The sequence below is a fragment of the Caloramator mitchellensis genome, from assembly GCF_001440545.1.
GTDB lineage: Bacteria > Bacillota > Clostridia > Clostridiales > Caloramatoraceae > Caloramator > Caloramator mitchellensis.
In genome coordinates, this window is record NZ_LKHP01000001.1 from 153,063 (window position 1) to 166,164 (window position 13,102).

17 protein-coding genes and 1 other annotated feature are annotated in these 13,102 nt (G+C 32.1%); of the genes, 11 read left to right on the top strand and 6 right to left on the bottom strand.

The annotated features are described in order from the left end of the window. Positions 1-9: 9 nt before the first annotated feature. The 3 genes from rbr to ABG79_RS00770 form a co-directional block, all read right to left on the bottom strand. Complete coding sequence (gene rbr / locus ABG79_RS00760; protein ID WP_057976096.1) at positions 10-549, bottom strand: rubrerythrin; 540 nt, start codon at positions 547-549, stop codon at positions 10-12. 85 nt (positions 550-634) lie between these two features. Then, positions 635-1,153: a CDP-diacylglycerol--serine O-phosphatidyltransferase gene (gene pssA / locus ABG79_RS00765; RefSeq protein ID WP_057976098.1), complete on the bottom strand. Its 519-nt coding sequence runs from the start codon at positions 1,151-1,153 to the stop codon at positions 635-637. Further along, positions 1,150-1,779: a phosphatidylserine decarboxylase family protein gene (locus ABG79_RS00770; RefSeq protein WP_057976100.1), complete on the bottom strand. Its 630-nt coding sequence runs from the start codon at positions 1,777-1,779 to the stop codon at positions 1,150-1,152. Before ABG79_RS00770 ends, pssA begins: the two co-directional genes overlap by 4 nt. Before the next feature lie 134 nt (positions 1,780-1,913). Between ABG79_RS00770 and ABG79_RS00775 the strand changes: the two genes are divergently transcribed. Continuing rightward, positions 1,914-2,342, top strand: coding sequence for a CBS domain-containing protein (locus ABG79_RS00775; protein ID WP_057976102.1), 429 nt, complete (start codon positions 1,914-1,916; stop codon positions 2,340-2,342). Positions 2,343-2,403: 61 nt separating this feature from the next. After that, complete coding sequence (locus ABG79_RS00780) at positions 2,404-3,276, top strand: YegS/Rv2252/BmrU family lipid kinase (RefSeq protein ID WP_057976104.1); 873 nt, start codon at positions 2,404-2,406, stop codon at positions 3,274-3,276. Here ABG79_RS00780 and ABG79_RS00785 read toward each other — a convergent pair. Both ABG79_RS00785 and ABG79_RS00790 read right to left on the bottom strand, forming a co-directional pair. Next, entirely contained in the window at positions 3,266-3,880 is a 615-nt protein-coding gene (locus ABG79_RS00785) for a DedA family protein (protein WP_057976106.1), read from the bottom strand. The two genes, ABG79_RS00780 and ABG79_RS00785, sit on opposite strands and share 11 nt — an antisense overlap. Positions 3,881-3,884: 4 nt before the next feature. Next, positions 3,885-5,693: a YgiQ family radical SAM protein gene (locus ABG79_RS00790; protein ID WP_152978175.1), complete on the bottom strand. Its 1,809-nt coding sequence runs from the start codon at positions 5,691-5,693 to the stop codon at positions 3,885-3,887. 140 nt (positions 5,694-5,833) lie between these two features. Here ABG79_RS00790 and sleB point away from each other — a divergent pair, with 140 nt between their 5' ends. The 3 genes from sleB (at position 5,834) to epsC (ending at position 8,376) form a co-directional block, all read left to right on the top strand. Then, complete coding sequence (sleB, locus tag ABG79_RS00795) at positions 5,834-6,499, top strand: spore cortex-lytic enzyme (RefSeq protein WP_057976110.1); 666 nt, start codon at positions 5,834-5,836, stop codon at positions 6,497-6,499. 79 nt (positions 6,500-6,578) lie between these two features. Further along, positions 6,579-6,816, top strand: a binding site (T-box leader). 62 nt (positions 6,817-6,878) lie between these two features. After that, positions 6,879-7,793, top strand: a complete 915-nt coding sequence (cysK, locus tag ABG79_RS00800; protein WP_057976112.1) for a cysteine synthase A — start codon at positions 6,879-6,881, stop codon at positions 7,791-7,793. Between the two features lie 7 nt (positions 7,794-7,800). Beyond that, positions 7,801-8,376: a serine O-acetyltransferase EpsC gene (gene epsC / locus ABG79_RS00805; RefSeq protein WP_057976114.1), complete on the top strand. Its 576-nt coding sequence runs from the start codon at positions 7,801-7,803 to the stop codon at positions 8,374-8,376. A 97-nt stretch (positions 8,377-8,473) separates the two neighbouring features. Here the strand turns inward: epsC and ABG79_RS00810 are convergent, their stop codons facing one another. Beyond that, positions 8,474-8,734 carry a YkuS family protein gene (locus ABG79_RS00810; RefSeq protein WP_057976116.1) on the bottom strand — a complete coding sequence of 87 codons (261 nt, stop codon included), beginning with the start codon at positions 8,732-8,734 and terminating at the stop codon, positions 8,474-8,476. 80 nt (positions 8,735-8,814) lie between these two features. Between ABG79_RS00810 and queG the strand changes: the two genes are divergently transcribed. The 6 genes from queG to nth are packed head-to-tail and all read left to right on the top strand — an operon-like array spanning position 8,815 to position 13,043. Further along, positions 8,815-9,807 (top strand): tRNA epoxyqueuosine(34) reductase QueG, encoded by a 993-nt coding sequence (gene queG / locus ABG79_RS00815; protein ID WP_057976118.1) that lies wholly within the window; start codon positions 8,815-8,817, stop codon positions 9,805-9,807. 1 nt (position 9,808) lies between these two features. Beyond that, positions 9,809-10,159, top strand: coding sequence for a phage holin family protein (locus tag ABG79_RS00820; protein WP_057976120.1), 351 nt, complete (start codon positions 9,809-9,811; stop codon positions 10,157-10,159). Positions 10,160-10,177: 18 nt separating this feature from the next. Continuing rightward, complete coding sequence (locus ABG79_RS00825; protein WP_057976122.1) at positions 10,178-10,873, top strand: lysophospholipid acyltransferase family protein; 696 nt, start codon at positions 10,178-10,180, stop codon at positions 10,871-10,873. Further along, positions 10,870-11,148, top strand: a complete 279-nt coding sequence (locus ABG79_RS00830; RefSeq protein WP_057976124.1) for a DUF503 domain-containing protein — start codon at positions 10,870-10,872, stop codon at positions 11,146-11,148. Before ABG79_RS00825 ends, ABG79_RS00830 begins: the two co-directional genes overlap by 4 nt. A gap of 34 nt (positions 11,149-11,182) precedes the next feature. Then, positions 11,183-12,376, top strand: coding sequence for a glycine C-acetyltransferase (locus tag ABG79_RS00835; protein ID WP_057976126.1), 1,194 nt, complete (start codon positions 11,183-11,185; stop codon positions 12,374-12,376). Between the two features lie 37 nt (positions 12,377-12,413). Then, positions 12,414-13,043, top strand: coding sequence for an endonuclease III (gene nth / locus ABG79_RS00840; protein WP_057976128.1), 630 nt, complete (start codon positions 12,414-12,416; stop codon positions 13,041-13,043). Positions 13,044-13,102 lie beyond the last annotated feature (59 nt).

Sequence of the window (13,102 nt, forward strand, 5' to 3'; positions counted from 1 at the left end):
AATCACTTCCTATTTAAAGTTTTCACAGTATATTTCAAAATAACTTCTAGGGAATCCACATAATGGACACTTTTCTGGAGCTTCGTAACCTTCATGGATATATCCACAGTTTCTGCAATGCCATTTGACTGGCATATCCCTTCTGAAAATTTTACCTGATTTAAGATTTTGCAAAATGGCGTCAAACCTGTCCCTATGATATCCTTCGGTTTCTGCTAGTTCTTTATAAAAGTCTGCAATTTCGTGGAAGCCTTCTTGATGTGCTACAGATTCAAATTCTTTATATAGTTTTTCATTTTCATGAGCTTCTCCTCTGGCAGCTTCTAATAGGTTTTCTGCTGTAGATTTATTCATTTTTAAAAAATCGTTAAAAACCCTTCTTGCATGTGCTTTTTCATTATCTGAAGTTTCAATAAAAACTGAAGCAATAAATTCATATCCGTCTTCTCTAGATTTTTCTGCAAAAAATGTATACATATTTCTTGCCCTTGATTCACCTGCATAAGTTTTTAGCAGGTTTTGTTCAGTTTTACTCCCCTTTAAATTCATTTTATCACTCCATTACGTGTTAATTACAATATTATAATATGTGTGATTAGTTATTTTGACACAAAAAAATAAAAGCCTTTCGGCTTTAGACTTTTTTGAATTTAAAATGGCTAACCATAAGGTATGATAGAAAAAGCATAAAAATTGATGATAAAAAATAATGAGGATTTGCTATTGTGATAATATTATCTATAGCAACCAAGAAACCAGCAAATGTAATAGGAATACCTATAAAACAATTATTAAATTGAGTTACATTAAATCTAGCTAATCTATAAGCACCTGCTATTGGAAATAAAATAACTATGATATAACCAATAATTCCTAAATTAATCAAAAAATTTCCCCATGACAGAATAGCTGGAGCAACTCCAAAAGAAATTAAATCACATAATGAGTCTAATTCTTTTCCTAATTGAGATGAAGCATTAAATTTTCTAGCTATTCTCCCATCATACCTATCCATTAATGCTGCAAGTATAATCATTATCGCAGACATCTGAAATCTTGAATTTAAAGTAAATATAATTGAAAGCATTCCAAAAGTAAGATTAATAAATGTAAATGAATTTGGAATCACACTTTTGCTTATTTTAGCGTTCATTTTATCACTCCTATAATAGTTAAACCGCCTTTAACGGTATCACCTTTTTTAACTTTTATTTCAGTGTTTAAAGGCATAATTATTTCAGTGCATGAACCAAATTTAATTAGTCCAAATCTTTCACCTTGTTCTAAATTATCATTAACGTTGCTCCAGCAAACTATTCTTCTTGCAACAAACCCTGTTATTTGATGAACTAATACTTTTGTTTTGGAATTTTCAATACCTATACTATTTCTTTCATTAATATCAGAAGCATGACTCTTGAAAGCAGGAAGATATTTTCCCGGTCTATAATTCTTATATACTACTTTTCCTTTTATAGGGCTTCTATTAACATGGATATTAAATATTGATAAAAATATGCTTACTTTTATTGCTTTTCCCTTGAAAAATTCGGATTCTTCGATTTCTTTTACTTCCATTACTGTTCCATCTGCTGGAGACAAAAAATATGAATCATTGAGTATAATTTTTCTATCTGGGTCCCTGAAGAAATATATAATAAATAACAGTGATAATAATGGAATTAAAGATAAATAAAAGTTTAAGTAGTAAAAAATAGCAAATAATAGCGATAAAATTATTAAATATGGCAAGCTTTCTTTTCTTACTGGTATTCTCATAATCACGTCTCCTTTTAATGCGCATATATAAAATATTATATATAATTTGGACAGCTTTTACAAGAATTCATTAATTAATCCTTATATAAATATTTGCTTTTTATTTGGATAAAATAATTTCAGGAGGTGTATTTATGAAGGTTAAAGATTTTATGACAACAAATGTTGCTTTTGTTAATCCAACTACCCCTATCGTTGAAGTTGCAAAGATAATGAAACAAAGGAATATTGGATCTGTCCCTGTAGTCGATGGAGACAGGGTTGTTGGAATAGTTACAGACAGAGATATAGTTTTAAGGGACATTGCTATGGGGAAAAATCCTGAGAACGTAACTGCCAAGGATGTAATGACAATGGGGGTAGCAACCGCTAATCCTAATATGGATATTCATGATGCTTCAAGATTAATGGCTGAAAAGCAAATAAGAAGGCTTCCTGTGGTTGAAAACAATAGGCTTGTTGGAATGCTGGCAATTGGTGATATAGCGGTAGAGACAAGACTTTCGGATGATGCAGGAGAAGCGTTAAGCGACATATCAAAACCTACTCATACATTATATTAAGTTCCTGCTATTGCAGGAACTTAATTTTTAAGGTAAAATTTGCTTTATTGGGGGGAGTAAGATGAAAAAGGCATTCTTAATTTATAATCCCTATTCAGGAGATAGAAATTTTAGGCTTAAAATTGATCAGGCAATATATAAATTACAACAAGGAAATTATGTAGTAACTCCATATAGAACAATGTCTATTAAGGATATTTATGAATGCATCAAATTTGCAAAGGGATACGATACAGTTATAATTTCTGGAGGAGATGGAACCATAAATCATACTATTAATGCAATGGTTATGGAAGAAATTGATCTTCCAATAGGTATAATTCCTTCAGGGACAGCTAATGACTTTGCATCGCATTTAGGAATTGATAAAAGAATAAGCATTGCATGCGATGTTATAAATAAAGGGAAATGCGCAAGTTTTGATTTGGGGAAAATAAATGATAGATATTTTATCAATGTCGCTGCTGCTGGCCTTTTAGCAGACGTTTCACAAAAAATAGACATAAATCTTAAGAATACTTTAGGTAAAATTGCTTATTATATAAAAGGCATTGAACAGTTGCCAAATTTTAAAGCAATACCCATTAGAATTAAAACAGAAAAATATGTTATTGAAGAAAAAGTATTTTTATTTATTGTTTTAAATGGGTCTTCTGCAGGAGGATTTAAATTAGCTCCAGATGCAACTGCCAATGATGGATATTTGAATCTTATCGGTGTAAAAAATTGCAATATAGTTGAACTTTTTAATTTGTTTATTAAAATGCTTAAAGGAGAGCATCTTGATAGTAATAATATCATTTATCTTAGAGAAAAACAAATTATAATTGAATCTTTAGAACGTGTAGAAACAGATGTTGATGGTGAGAAGGGTCCAGATTTCCCGCTAAACATTAGACTCTCGAATAAAAAAGTAAAAATATTCATTCCCTGACCCCTTTTACTAAAAGAATTAAAATATATATTATCAAAATTAATAATGAAAAAAGCAATATAATTGAGCTATATTCTTTAATAAGTTGATTTAATACTGCAACATTATTACCAGTAACTCTTCCAACTATGAAGAGCATAGAGTTATGTATAATGCTGGATAATATTATTGCAAGTATGGCTGTAATTTTCCTTAACTTTAGAACTCCGGATGCTATCAATACAATTGAATTGATTCCAGGTATAAATTTGCTTAAAATTATTGCAAATGCTCCAAATTTATCATACCATTTTTCAAACAAGTATATTTTGTTAATTTGAAAAAAATTATTTATATATTTGTTTTTCAAAACTCTTTCTGAATAATGAAAACTGATTAAATACAGCATGATGCTGCTAATAATTGTAGAGGACAATGCAATAATTAGCAGCAAAGCGCCGTTTTTTGTTATTTGACTACTAAGGTAGCCTAACAGAGCTATAAACGTATCTCCAGGATAGGGAGGAAAAAAAATCTGCAGAAAGCTATTTAAAATAGTAAATAAATACACTAACATTGGATTTTGTTTTAATGAATAGATAGTGCGTATAAAAAATTCCTGCATTTTATCATCTCCTGATTTTCTTAGGTGCAATCAAACATTTTTTTGAATAACCAATCAAGTCGGTTCTTCCAGATTTGACCAAAGCTTTATAAACAAGTTCATAATTTTTTGGGTCCCTATACTGAAGCAATGCTCTTTGCATTTTCTTTTCTTCAGGGTCTTTTGGGACATAAACCTTTTTACCTGTTATTGGATTTACTCCAGTATAATAAATTGTAGTAGATAAACTCCCAGGGGTCGGATAAAAATCTTGAACCTGTTCTGGATTATAACCTAAATCCCTGATGTATTCTGCTAGTTCAACAGCAGCACTTAAATCGCTGCCTGGATGGCTTGACATTAAGTATGGAACGAGGTATTGTTTCAAATTTAATTTTTTATTCAATTCGTGATATTTTTTTTCAAATCTCTCATAAACTTTTTTACTTGGCTTTCCCATACAGAACAGCACTTCATCATTTACATGTTCAGGAGCCACCTTAAGCTGACCACTAATATGATGCTTAACTAACTCTTCGAAGAATTTTGTATTCTTATCGTATATTAGATAATCATATCTTATTCCTGACCGAATAAATACCTTTTTAACCCTTGGAAGCTTTCTAATTTCTTGTAATATATCAAGATATTCATCGTGATTAACTTCCAGATTAGGACATGGAGTAGGGTGCATACATTGCCTATTTTTGCAGACCCCGTGCTCTATTTGCATTTTGCAGGATGGATTTCTAAAATTAGCCGTAGGCCCACCAACATCGTGAATATAGCCTTTAAAATTCGGGAGCGTTGTAAGTTTTACTGCTTCATCAATAATTGATTTTTTACTTCTATTTTGAATTACCCTACCTTGATGAAAATGTATAGCACAAAAAGAACAACCACCATAACATCCTCTATGAGATGTTATACTGAATTCTACTTCCTTTAATGCTGGTATACCACCATCCTTTTTATAGATAGGGTGGTATGTTCTTATATATGGAAGTGAATAAACGAAGTCAAGTTCTTCTTGACTTAATGGAAATGCTGGTGGGTTTTGAACAATATATAAGTTACCATGTTTTTGAACCAAAGTTTTCCCCTTAATTGCATCCTGTTCCTGGTATTGTATTTTAAAAGCTAGATTATATTGAAGTTTATCCGATTTTACCTCTTCAAAAGAAGGCATTTCGATATAATCCTTTAAACCTTCGATATCCTTTGTTATATAGCAGGTTCCCCTAATATCTTTTAAGTCTAAAATATTTTTACCAAAAGCAATCAAATTTGCAATTTCAATTATTTGTTTTTCCCCCATTCCAAACACCAATAGGTTGGCATTGCTATCAACAAGAATTGAATTTCTAACCTTGTCATCCCAATAGTCATAATGGGCAAACCTTCTTAGACTTGCCTCAATTCCCCCAAGAATTATTGGAACATCCTTGTAAGCCTCACGTATTTTATTGCAGTATACTATATCAGCACGGTCTGGTCTTAAACCTGCTTTGCCACCCGGTGAGTAGACATCAGTATTTCGCCTTTTTTTGTTTACTGTATAATGATTAACCATAGAATCTATGTTGCCAGAGGATACTAAAAATGCTACTCTTGGTTTTCCTAGTTTAGTAAAATCGTCAATAGTTCTCCAATTCGGCTGAGGTATAACTCCTACTTTGAACCCTAATGACTCTAACAATCTTGTTATAACAGCATGGCCAAAAGAAGGATGGTCTACATATGCATCCCCAGTAACAAATATAAAATCACATTCCTTCCACCCAAGCTTATTCATCTCTTCTTTATTAATTGGAAAAAATTTCAAAAACATCACCTCAACGATAAATTTTTCAAATTACAATACTTAATATTATAATTCTCCAACTTAAATAATAAAATAACTTTTTGTATTATTTTTGCATTTTAACAAAAAATATATTTGTTAATAAGGAATTTAGTTGGAGGTGAAAGAATATGAGAAAAATGGTATTATTTTTATGGGCTATAGTTTTGGTTTTTCTAATTACTATTATACAAAATAATTTATCAATTGAAACGGCATCCTATGGATGGGGTTCAAGAGGAAACACTGTAATAGAAATTCAAAAGCGATTAAAAAATTGGGGCTATTATACTGGCAATGTTGATGGAATATACGGATATAAAACTTATATAGCAGTAAAAAATTTTCAAACAAAAAATGGCCTATATCCTGATGGTATTGTAGGTCCTAAAACATTAGCTGCATTGGGCATTAGTGAATATTCAGCTCAAAGAGGTTATTCTGGAAGTCAAAATTATGAATTATTATCAAGGCTCATTTCTGGTGAAGCAAGAGGGGAACCGTATATTGGGCAGGTAGCAGTAGGAGGGGTAGTCCTTAATAGAACAAGAGACCCGCGATTTCCATCAACTATACCAGGGGTTATATATCAACCAGGTGCATTTACTGCAGTAAGCGATGGACAAATAAATTTATCACCAACTGATTCAGCAAGAAAAGCATCAAGCGATGCATTAAACGGCTGGGATCCATCAGGAGGTGCACTGTATTATTATAATCCTGCAAAAACCACAAATAAATGGATTTGGTCAAGACCAATAATTAAAATCATTGGTGATCATTATTTTTGCAAATAACTTAACATTTTCTTAACAATAAATTATTGACAGATAAATTGAATAGTATTATAATAAAATCAGAGTAAATTAATCGGAATTAAACACGATGATCAAGTAAAGTAGACTATATGGAATGGACAGAGAGGAACTCCCAGGCTGAAAGAGTTCTACATTGAAGTATAGTTGAAGTGCACTTGTGAGTGTTAGGCTGAAATAAAGTAAGCCGCTACGGGTCCACCCGTTATAGTGGTAGAGCATGATAGTGCTTGAAAAATGAGATGAGTTTATTAACTCAAACAGAGTGGGACCGCGGAAGTAAAGCTTTCGCCTCTGAATAAGGGGCGAGAGCTTTTTTTAATTCTGATTAATAGAAAATTAATATAGAGGAGGAATTTTTATGATTTTCAACAACATTTATGAGACGATAGGAAGCACACCGATGGTAAGATTGAATAGAATGACAAACGAAAACATGGCAGAGGTGCTTGTAAAACTAGAATCCTTTAACCCAGGCTCTAGCGTTAAGGACAGGATAGCACTTTCAATGATTCAAAAGGCAGAAGAATTAGGCTTGTTAAAGACAGACAGCGTTATAATTGAGCCTACAAGCGGTAATACAGGAATTGGTTTAGCAATGGTTGGAGCAGCAAAAGGCTATAGAGTAATACTTGTAATGCCAGAAACTATGAGTATCGAAAGAAGAAAATTAATGAAGGCATACGGTGCTGAACTTATTCTTACAGATGGCAAGAAGGGAATGAGAGGAGCAGTTGAAGAAGCAGAAAGATTAGCTAAAGAATATGGCTATTTTATGCCACAACAGTTTAAAAATCTAGCAAATCCCGAAATACACATGAAAACTACAGCAATTGAGATATTAGAACAAACTCAAGGGAAAATAGATGTTTTTGTTGCAGGAGTTGGAACTGGAGGCACAATAACAGGAGTTGGGCAGATATTGAAAAGAGAATTACCAAATATCAAAATTATTGCTGTTGAACCGGCAGATTCGCCTGTCTTGTCAGGTGGAAATCCAGGTCCACATAAAATTCAAGGAATAGGAGCTGGCTTTATTCCTGATATACTTGATAGAAACGTAATAGACGAAATTGTTACAGTTAAAGCGTTAGATGCCTTTGAAACTTCAAGAAATCTAGCTAAGAGGGAAGGAATATTAGTAGGAATATCTTCAGGTGCGGCAATATTTGTAGCATTAAATAAAGCCATGGAAATAGGCTCAGGCAAGAGAGTTGTAACTGTTGCTCCTGATACAGGAGAAAGATATCTTTCAACTGAATTATTTGAGGAGTGATTTAGAAATGATTAAAATGATAATTGAAGAGGCGAGAAATATATTGCAAAAGGACCCTGCAGCAAAAAACTTATGGGAAGTAATTTTATTATATCCTGGTCTACATGCAGTGATTTATCATAGAATTGCTCACTGGTTTTACGAAAGGAAACGATTTGTTTTAGCAAGGTGGATTTCGCAATTTGCTAGACATAAAACGGGAATAGAAATACATCCAGGGGCTAAAATTGGTAAAGGTCTTTTTATTGACCATGGAATGGGAGTTGTAATAGGTGAAACTGCTGAAATAGGAAACAATGTAACTATTTTTCATGGGGTGACACTTGGAGGAACTGGAAAAGAAAAGAATATAAAAAGACATCCAACTGTTGGTGACAATGTAGTAATTGGTGCAGGAGCAAAAATTTTAGGACCAATAAAAATAGGGAACAATTCAAAAATTGGAGCAAATTCAGTAGTTCTCAAGGATATTCCATCCTACGCAACTGTAGTTGGCATTCCTGGTAAGGTAGTTAAAATTGATTATTCTTCAATTAAAGACAAGGAGAAATTAAACAACGTAATCTATGGTCTCTGGATATAATTAATTACTAACAATATATGATTTGAGCCCATGAAATGATTTCAAAAGGCGCTTCTCATAATATACGGAAATCATTCATGGGCTTATAAATTTAATCCTAAAATTCAAGTCTTGTAACTCGGTCGAGGATGGATTGGGCTGAAAGTCCTGATGCATCTATTACAGGTGTATTTGTTTCAGTTTCGTGGATTCCAAGAAAATCTCTATTACCCCCTGAAATAATTATGGCGTCGTATTGAGTTGAGCTTTTGATTTCATGTAATTGTGTATCGTCAAACATATCTACTTTATACCCCTGGCTTTCAAAGAGCTGCCTTACATTTTGCAGACTTCTTTCTACCGCAATTTTTCTTCTCATAATAATCCCTCCATAAATTTAATATATTTATATTGTGTAAGATTTAAATTCATTTTATACTAATAAATAGAGGTGAGCTAATGGCAAAAGAAAAACTTATATCCTTTGCTAGAAAAATTGGAATCGACTATATAGGATTTTCTGATATTAACTTTAGTGATAATTTTGTTGAGAGATTAGTTGAAAAGAGGAACAATGGACATTTATCAGGATTTGAAGAGTTTGATGTAATAAAAAGAATAGATGTAAAATCTTTGTTAAAAGATGCTAAGACATTTATTTCAATTGCAATACCATATAAAACAATTGATATTGATTATTCAAAACCTTATTTCTCAAAGTCTTCAATGGGAATAGATTATCATAAAGTCGTATCAAAGAAACTTGAACTGATTAAAAACTATTTGATGGATGAATTTGGAGCAAATTCTGTATATTATTGTGATACAGGAGCTTTACACGACAGAGAAATTGCCAAAAAATGCGGTATTGGATTTTATGGGAAAAATACAAATATATATACGGAAAAATATGGTTCATATGTTTTTCTAGGGGAACTTATAACTGATATGTATATTGAGCCTGACATTGAAAAATTATCAAAATGCGGTGAATGTGATATTTGTATTAAGGCATGTCCTGTTGGTGCAATTGAAAAACCCTATTACGTAAATTCACAAAAATGTTTATCCTATGTTACTCAAAAGAAAGAATTACTTACAGAAAATGAAATGAATTCAATGGGACTAAGGATTTATGGATGTGATATATGTCAAGATGCATGTCCGTTTAATAAAAGTATTGGAATATCTAATATAATTGATTTTTTGCCTAATGACTGGAATATAAATATTAATATAGAAAAATTTTTGACTATGAGCAACAAAGAATTCAAAGAAACTTATGGTAAAATTTCTGGTGGTTGGAGAGGGAAAAAAATACTTCAAAGAAACTTGATTATTGCTCTTGGAAACAGCAAAAGAGGAGAATACAAAGAATTAATAAAAAAATATATGAATGATGAATATTTAAATTTTTATGCAAAGTATTTTTTAAAAAGATTGGAGGAATAGTATGTCTAAAGAGAGAGATAGAGGATTTCTGGCTAGGATTTTAATAAACGCAGTTGCTATATATCTTACAGCATCATTTGTAAAAGGAGTTTATATTAGTGGCTTTGGTGCAGCACTTGTAGCAGCTGTTGTTTTAGGTCTGGCTAATGCATTAATAAAGCCAGTGTTAATAATACTATCATTGCCTATTAATATATTAACACTAGGACTTTTTACATTTATTTTAAACGGCATAATATTATTTTTAGTTTCATTTTTAACTACAGGATTCATAGTTACTGGTCTAGGGTCAGCAATCCTGGGTTATATAATTATAAGTATATTAAGTTCTACAATCAATGCAATACTTTGATTTGAGAGGGATGGTTATATGAAAAATATAGTAGGTAGTATACTATTTAGTTTACCGCCAGAAATTTATAGACCATTATGTAAGTTCATTGTAAAAAGAACTGTCCACAAATATGCAAACATAAAGGTATTTAATAAGGAAATTATAAAGGGTATTAAATCACCAGTAATATTCATTGCAAATCATCTTAGTAATTCAGATGGCATAATTATAAATGAAGTATTGGAAGATTTTAATCCATTTTTTGTAGCAGGAGTAAAATTACAATCTAAAGCTTTAAGTAGAATTGGAGTTGAAGCGCTTAATACTATTACAATTCATCCAAGTTCAGCAGACATTGAGGCTATTAAAAAAAGCATTAAGGTAATAAAGGAAGGACATTCACTAATGATTTTTCCAGAGGGAACAAGATCAAGGAGCGGTAAGATGATTGAGGGTAAAAAAGGCGTCGTATTGATTGCTAAGAAGTGTGATGTCCCAATTGTTCCGATAGGACTTTATGGAACTGAAAAGCTAATGCCTATAAATGATGAGGATATGGGAAGTGAAAAATTCTATAAAGCAGATGTTTATGTTAATTTTGGAGAACCATTTAAGCTTCCGGAAAAGACAGAAGATATGAATAAAGACGAATATGAAGAATATTGCTTAAATTTAATGATGAAAAAAATAGCTGAATTAATTCCAGAGGAGTATAGAGGAGTTTATAGATGATAGTAGGGACAGCAATAATTAGATTAAGGTTATTTACTCCACACACATTAAAAGAAAAAAGACAAATAATCAAAAGTTTGATATCTAAAATAGGAAAATATAATGTATCTATTGCAGAAATTGGGGAAAATGATAAGTGGCAGTTAAGCGAAATAGGAATTGCTGCAGTTTCTAATGATAAAAAAACCATTGATGCAATTTTTAATTCAATTTTTGAACAAATTGATGAGGATGAGCGTGTCGAAATAATAGACATTGTTAAAGAAATGTTATAAAATATTAAGTGATAATTACTTTGGAGGTGCTATGATGGGTAGCAAAACATTGCATGAATTTTTAACAAAAAATCTTGAGGAATTAAAGGCTCAGGGAGTATTCAGAAAACTTCCAGTAGTTGGCGGACCAAGTGGTCCAGTTTGTATTATTAATGGAAAAGAAGTTATAAATTTATCATCAAATAACTATCTTGGATTTGCTAATGACCCAAGACTAGTTGAAGCTGCGATTAAGGCTACTGAAAAATATGGTGCTGGAGCAGGTGCAGTAAGAACAATAATTGGAACTCTGGAAATACATGAAGAGCTTGAAGAAAAACTTGCAAAATTCAAGAAAACTGAAGGAGTAATTGTATTTCAATCGGGGTTTAATTGCAACATGGGAACTGTGAGCGCATTAATGACTAAAGAAGATGCAATTTTGTCAGATGAATTAAACCATGCCAGCATAATTGATGGCTGCAGATTATCAGGTGCAAAAATTTTAAGATATAAGCATAGCGATATGGATGATTTAAGAAGAGTAATAAAGGAAGCTAAAGAAAGTGGCCAATATAAGAAATTTATGATTGTTACTGACGGAGTATTCTCAATGGATGGAGATATTGCAAAACTACCTGAAATAGTTGAAATTGCTGAAGAATATGATGCATTTGTTTATGTTGATGATGCTCATGCTTCAGGTGTTTTGGGCAAAAATGGAAGTGGGTCAGTATCACACTTTAATCTATATGGTAGAGTAGATGTTCAAGTAGGAACACTTTCAAAAGCGATTGGAGTAGTAGGCGGGTATGTAGCAGGTTCAAAGGAACTTGTTGACTGGCTAAAGCACAGAGGAAGACCTTTCTTATTCTCAACAGCTATGACACCAGGAGCATGTGGAGCAGCAATTAAAGCTATAGAAATATTGTCCGAGAGCAGTGAACTTGTAGATAGACTTTGGGATAATGCAAGATATTTTAAGGAAAAATTAGCAGCAAAGGGATTTGACATTGGACATAGCGAAACACCGATTACACCCGTAATTATTGGAGAAGAAGCAAAGGCTATGAAGTTTAGTGATGAACTTTTCAATGAAGGATTATTTGCTCAAGGAATCGCATTCCCAACAGTTCCAAGAGGAACTGCGAGAGTTAGAAATATTATAACTGCAGCTCATACTAAGGAGATGCTTGATGAGGCAATTGCTATATATGAAAAAGTTGGAAAGAAGATGGGTATTATATAAGGGGCTATAAGCCCCCTTTTTTAATAGGGGTGATAAAATGGAAAATATTGAAAAAATATTAAAATATTTAGAAAGTCAATACAAGCATCTAGGATGCGCATTAAATTTTAACAGCGAATTCGAACTATTGATAGCAACCATGCTATCTGCACAAACGACCGATGAAACGGTTAATAAAGTCACTGAAAAATTGTTTGCAAAATACAATAGCCCGGAAACAATTTCAAGGATGAAAGTTGAAGAATTGGAGAAGTATATTAAAACTTGTGGATTATATAAAACTAAAGCCAAAAATATAATTGAGACTAGCAAAAAAATACTAGAAGAATTCGATGGCAAAGTTCCTGAAAATCTTGAAGATTTAATCAAATTACCTGGAGTTGGCAGGAAAACTGCAAATGTTGTTCTTGCAAATGCATTTGGCAAAGATACAATTGCAGTTGATACACATGTTTTCAGAGTCTCCAATAGGATTGGGCTTGCTAGTTCGAATGATGTGTTAAAGACTGAAATGCAATTAATGCAAAACATCCCAAAGGAATATTGGTCAAGAGCACATCACTGGATTATTTGGCATGGACGAAAGATTTGCACTGCGAGGAAACCTAAATGTAATGAATGCATGATAAAAGAATTTTGTAATTTTTACAAAAATAATGAAAATTAAAATAATTATGTGATATAATCTTAAATAGTAGTCGTATGAGGGAGAAATTTAGGAGGGGT

Excerpts from the sequence above, each read along its gene's own strand:
- rbr (WP_057976096.1), bottom strand. The coding sequence starts at position 549 with ATGAATTTAAAGGGGAGTAAAACTGAACAAAACCTGCTAAAAACTTAT.
- pssA (WP_057976098.1), bottom strand. The coding sequence starts at position 1,153 with ATGAACGCTAAAATAAGCAAAAGTGTGATTCCAAATTCATTTACATTT.
- ABG79_RS00770 (WP_057976100.1), bottom strand. The coding sequence starts at position 1,779 with ATGAGAATACCAGTAAGAAAAGAAAGCTTGCCATATTTAATAATTTTA.
- ABG79_RS00775 (WP_057976102.1), top strand. The coding sequence starts at position 1,914 with ATGAAGGTTAAAGATTTTATGACAACAAATGTTGCTTTTGTTAATCCA.
- ABG79_RS00780 (WP_057976104.1), top strand. The coding sequence starts at position 2,404 with ATGAAAAAGGCATTCTTAATTTATAATCCCTATTCAGGAGATAGAAAT.
- ABG79_RS00785 (WP_057976106.1), bottom strand. The coding sequence starts at position 3,880 with ATGCAGGAATTTTTTATACGCACTATCTATTCATTAAAACAAAATCCA.
- sleB (WP_057976110.1), top strand. The coding sequence starts at position 5,834 with ATGAGAAAAATGGTATTATTTTTATGGGCTATAGTTTTGGTTTTTCTA.
- cysK (WP_057976112.1), top strand. The coding sequence starts at position 6,879 with ATGATTTTCAACAACATTTATGAGACGATAGGAAGCACACCGATGGTA.
- epsC (WP_057976114.1), top strand. The coding sequence starts at position 7,801 with ATGATTAAAATGATAATTGAAGAGGCGAGAAATATATTGCAAAAGGAC.
- ABG79_RS00810 (WP_057976116.1), bottom strand. The coding sequence starts at position 8,734 with ATGAGAAGAAAAATTGCGGTAGAAAGAAGTCTGCAAAATGTAAGGCAG.
- queG (WP_057976118.1), top strand. The coding sequence starts at position 8,815 with ATGGCAAAAGAAAAACTTATATCCTTTGCTAGAAAAATTGGAATCGAC.
- ABG79_RS00820 (WP_057976120.1), top strand. The coding sequence starts at position 9,809 with ATGTCTAAAGAGAGAGATAGAGGATTTCTGGCTAGGATTTTAATAAAC.
- ABG79_RS00825 (WP_057976122.1), top strand. The coding sequence starts at position 10,178 with ATGAAAAATATAGTAGGTAGTATACTATTTAGTTTACCGCCAGAAATT.
- ABG79_RS00830 (WP_057976124.1), top strand. The coding sequence starts at position 10,870 with ATGATAGTAGGGACAGCAATAATTAGATTAAGGTTATTTACTCCACAC.
- ABG79_RS00835 (WP_057976126.1), top strand. The coding sequence starts at position 11,183 with ATGGGTAGCAAAACATTGCATGAATTTTTAACAAAAAATCTTGAGGAA.
- nth (WP_057976128.1), top strand. The coding sequence starts at position 12,414 with ATGGAAAATATTGAAAAAATATTAAAATATTTAGAAAGTCAATACAAG.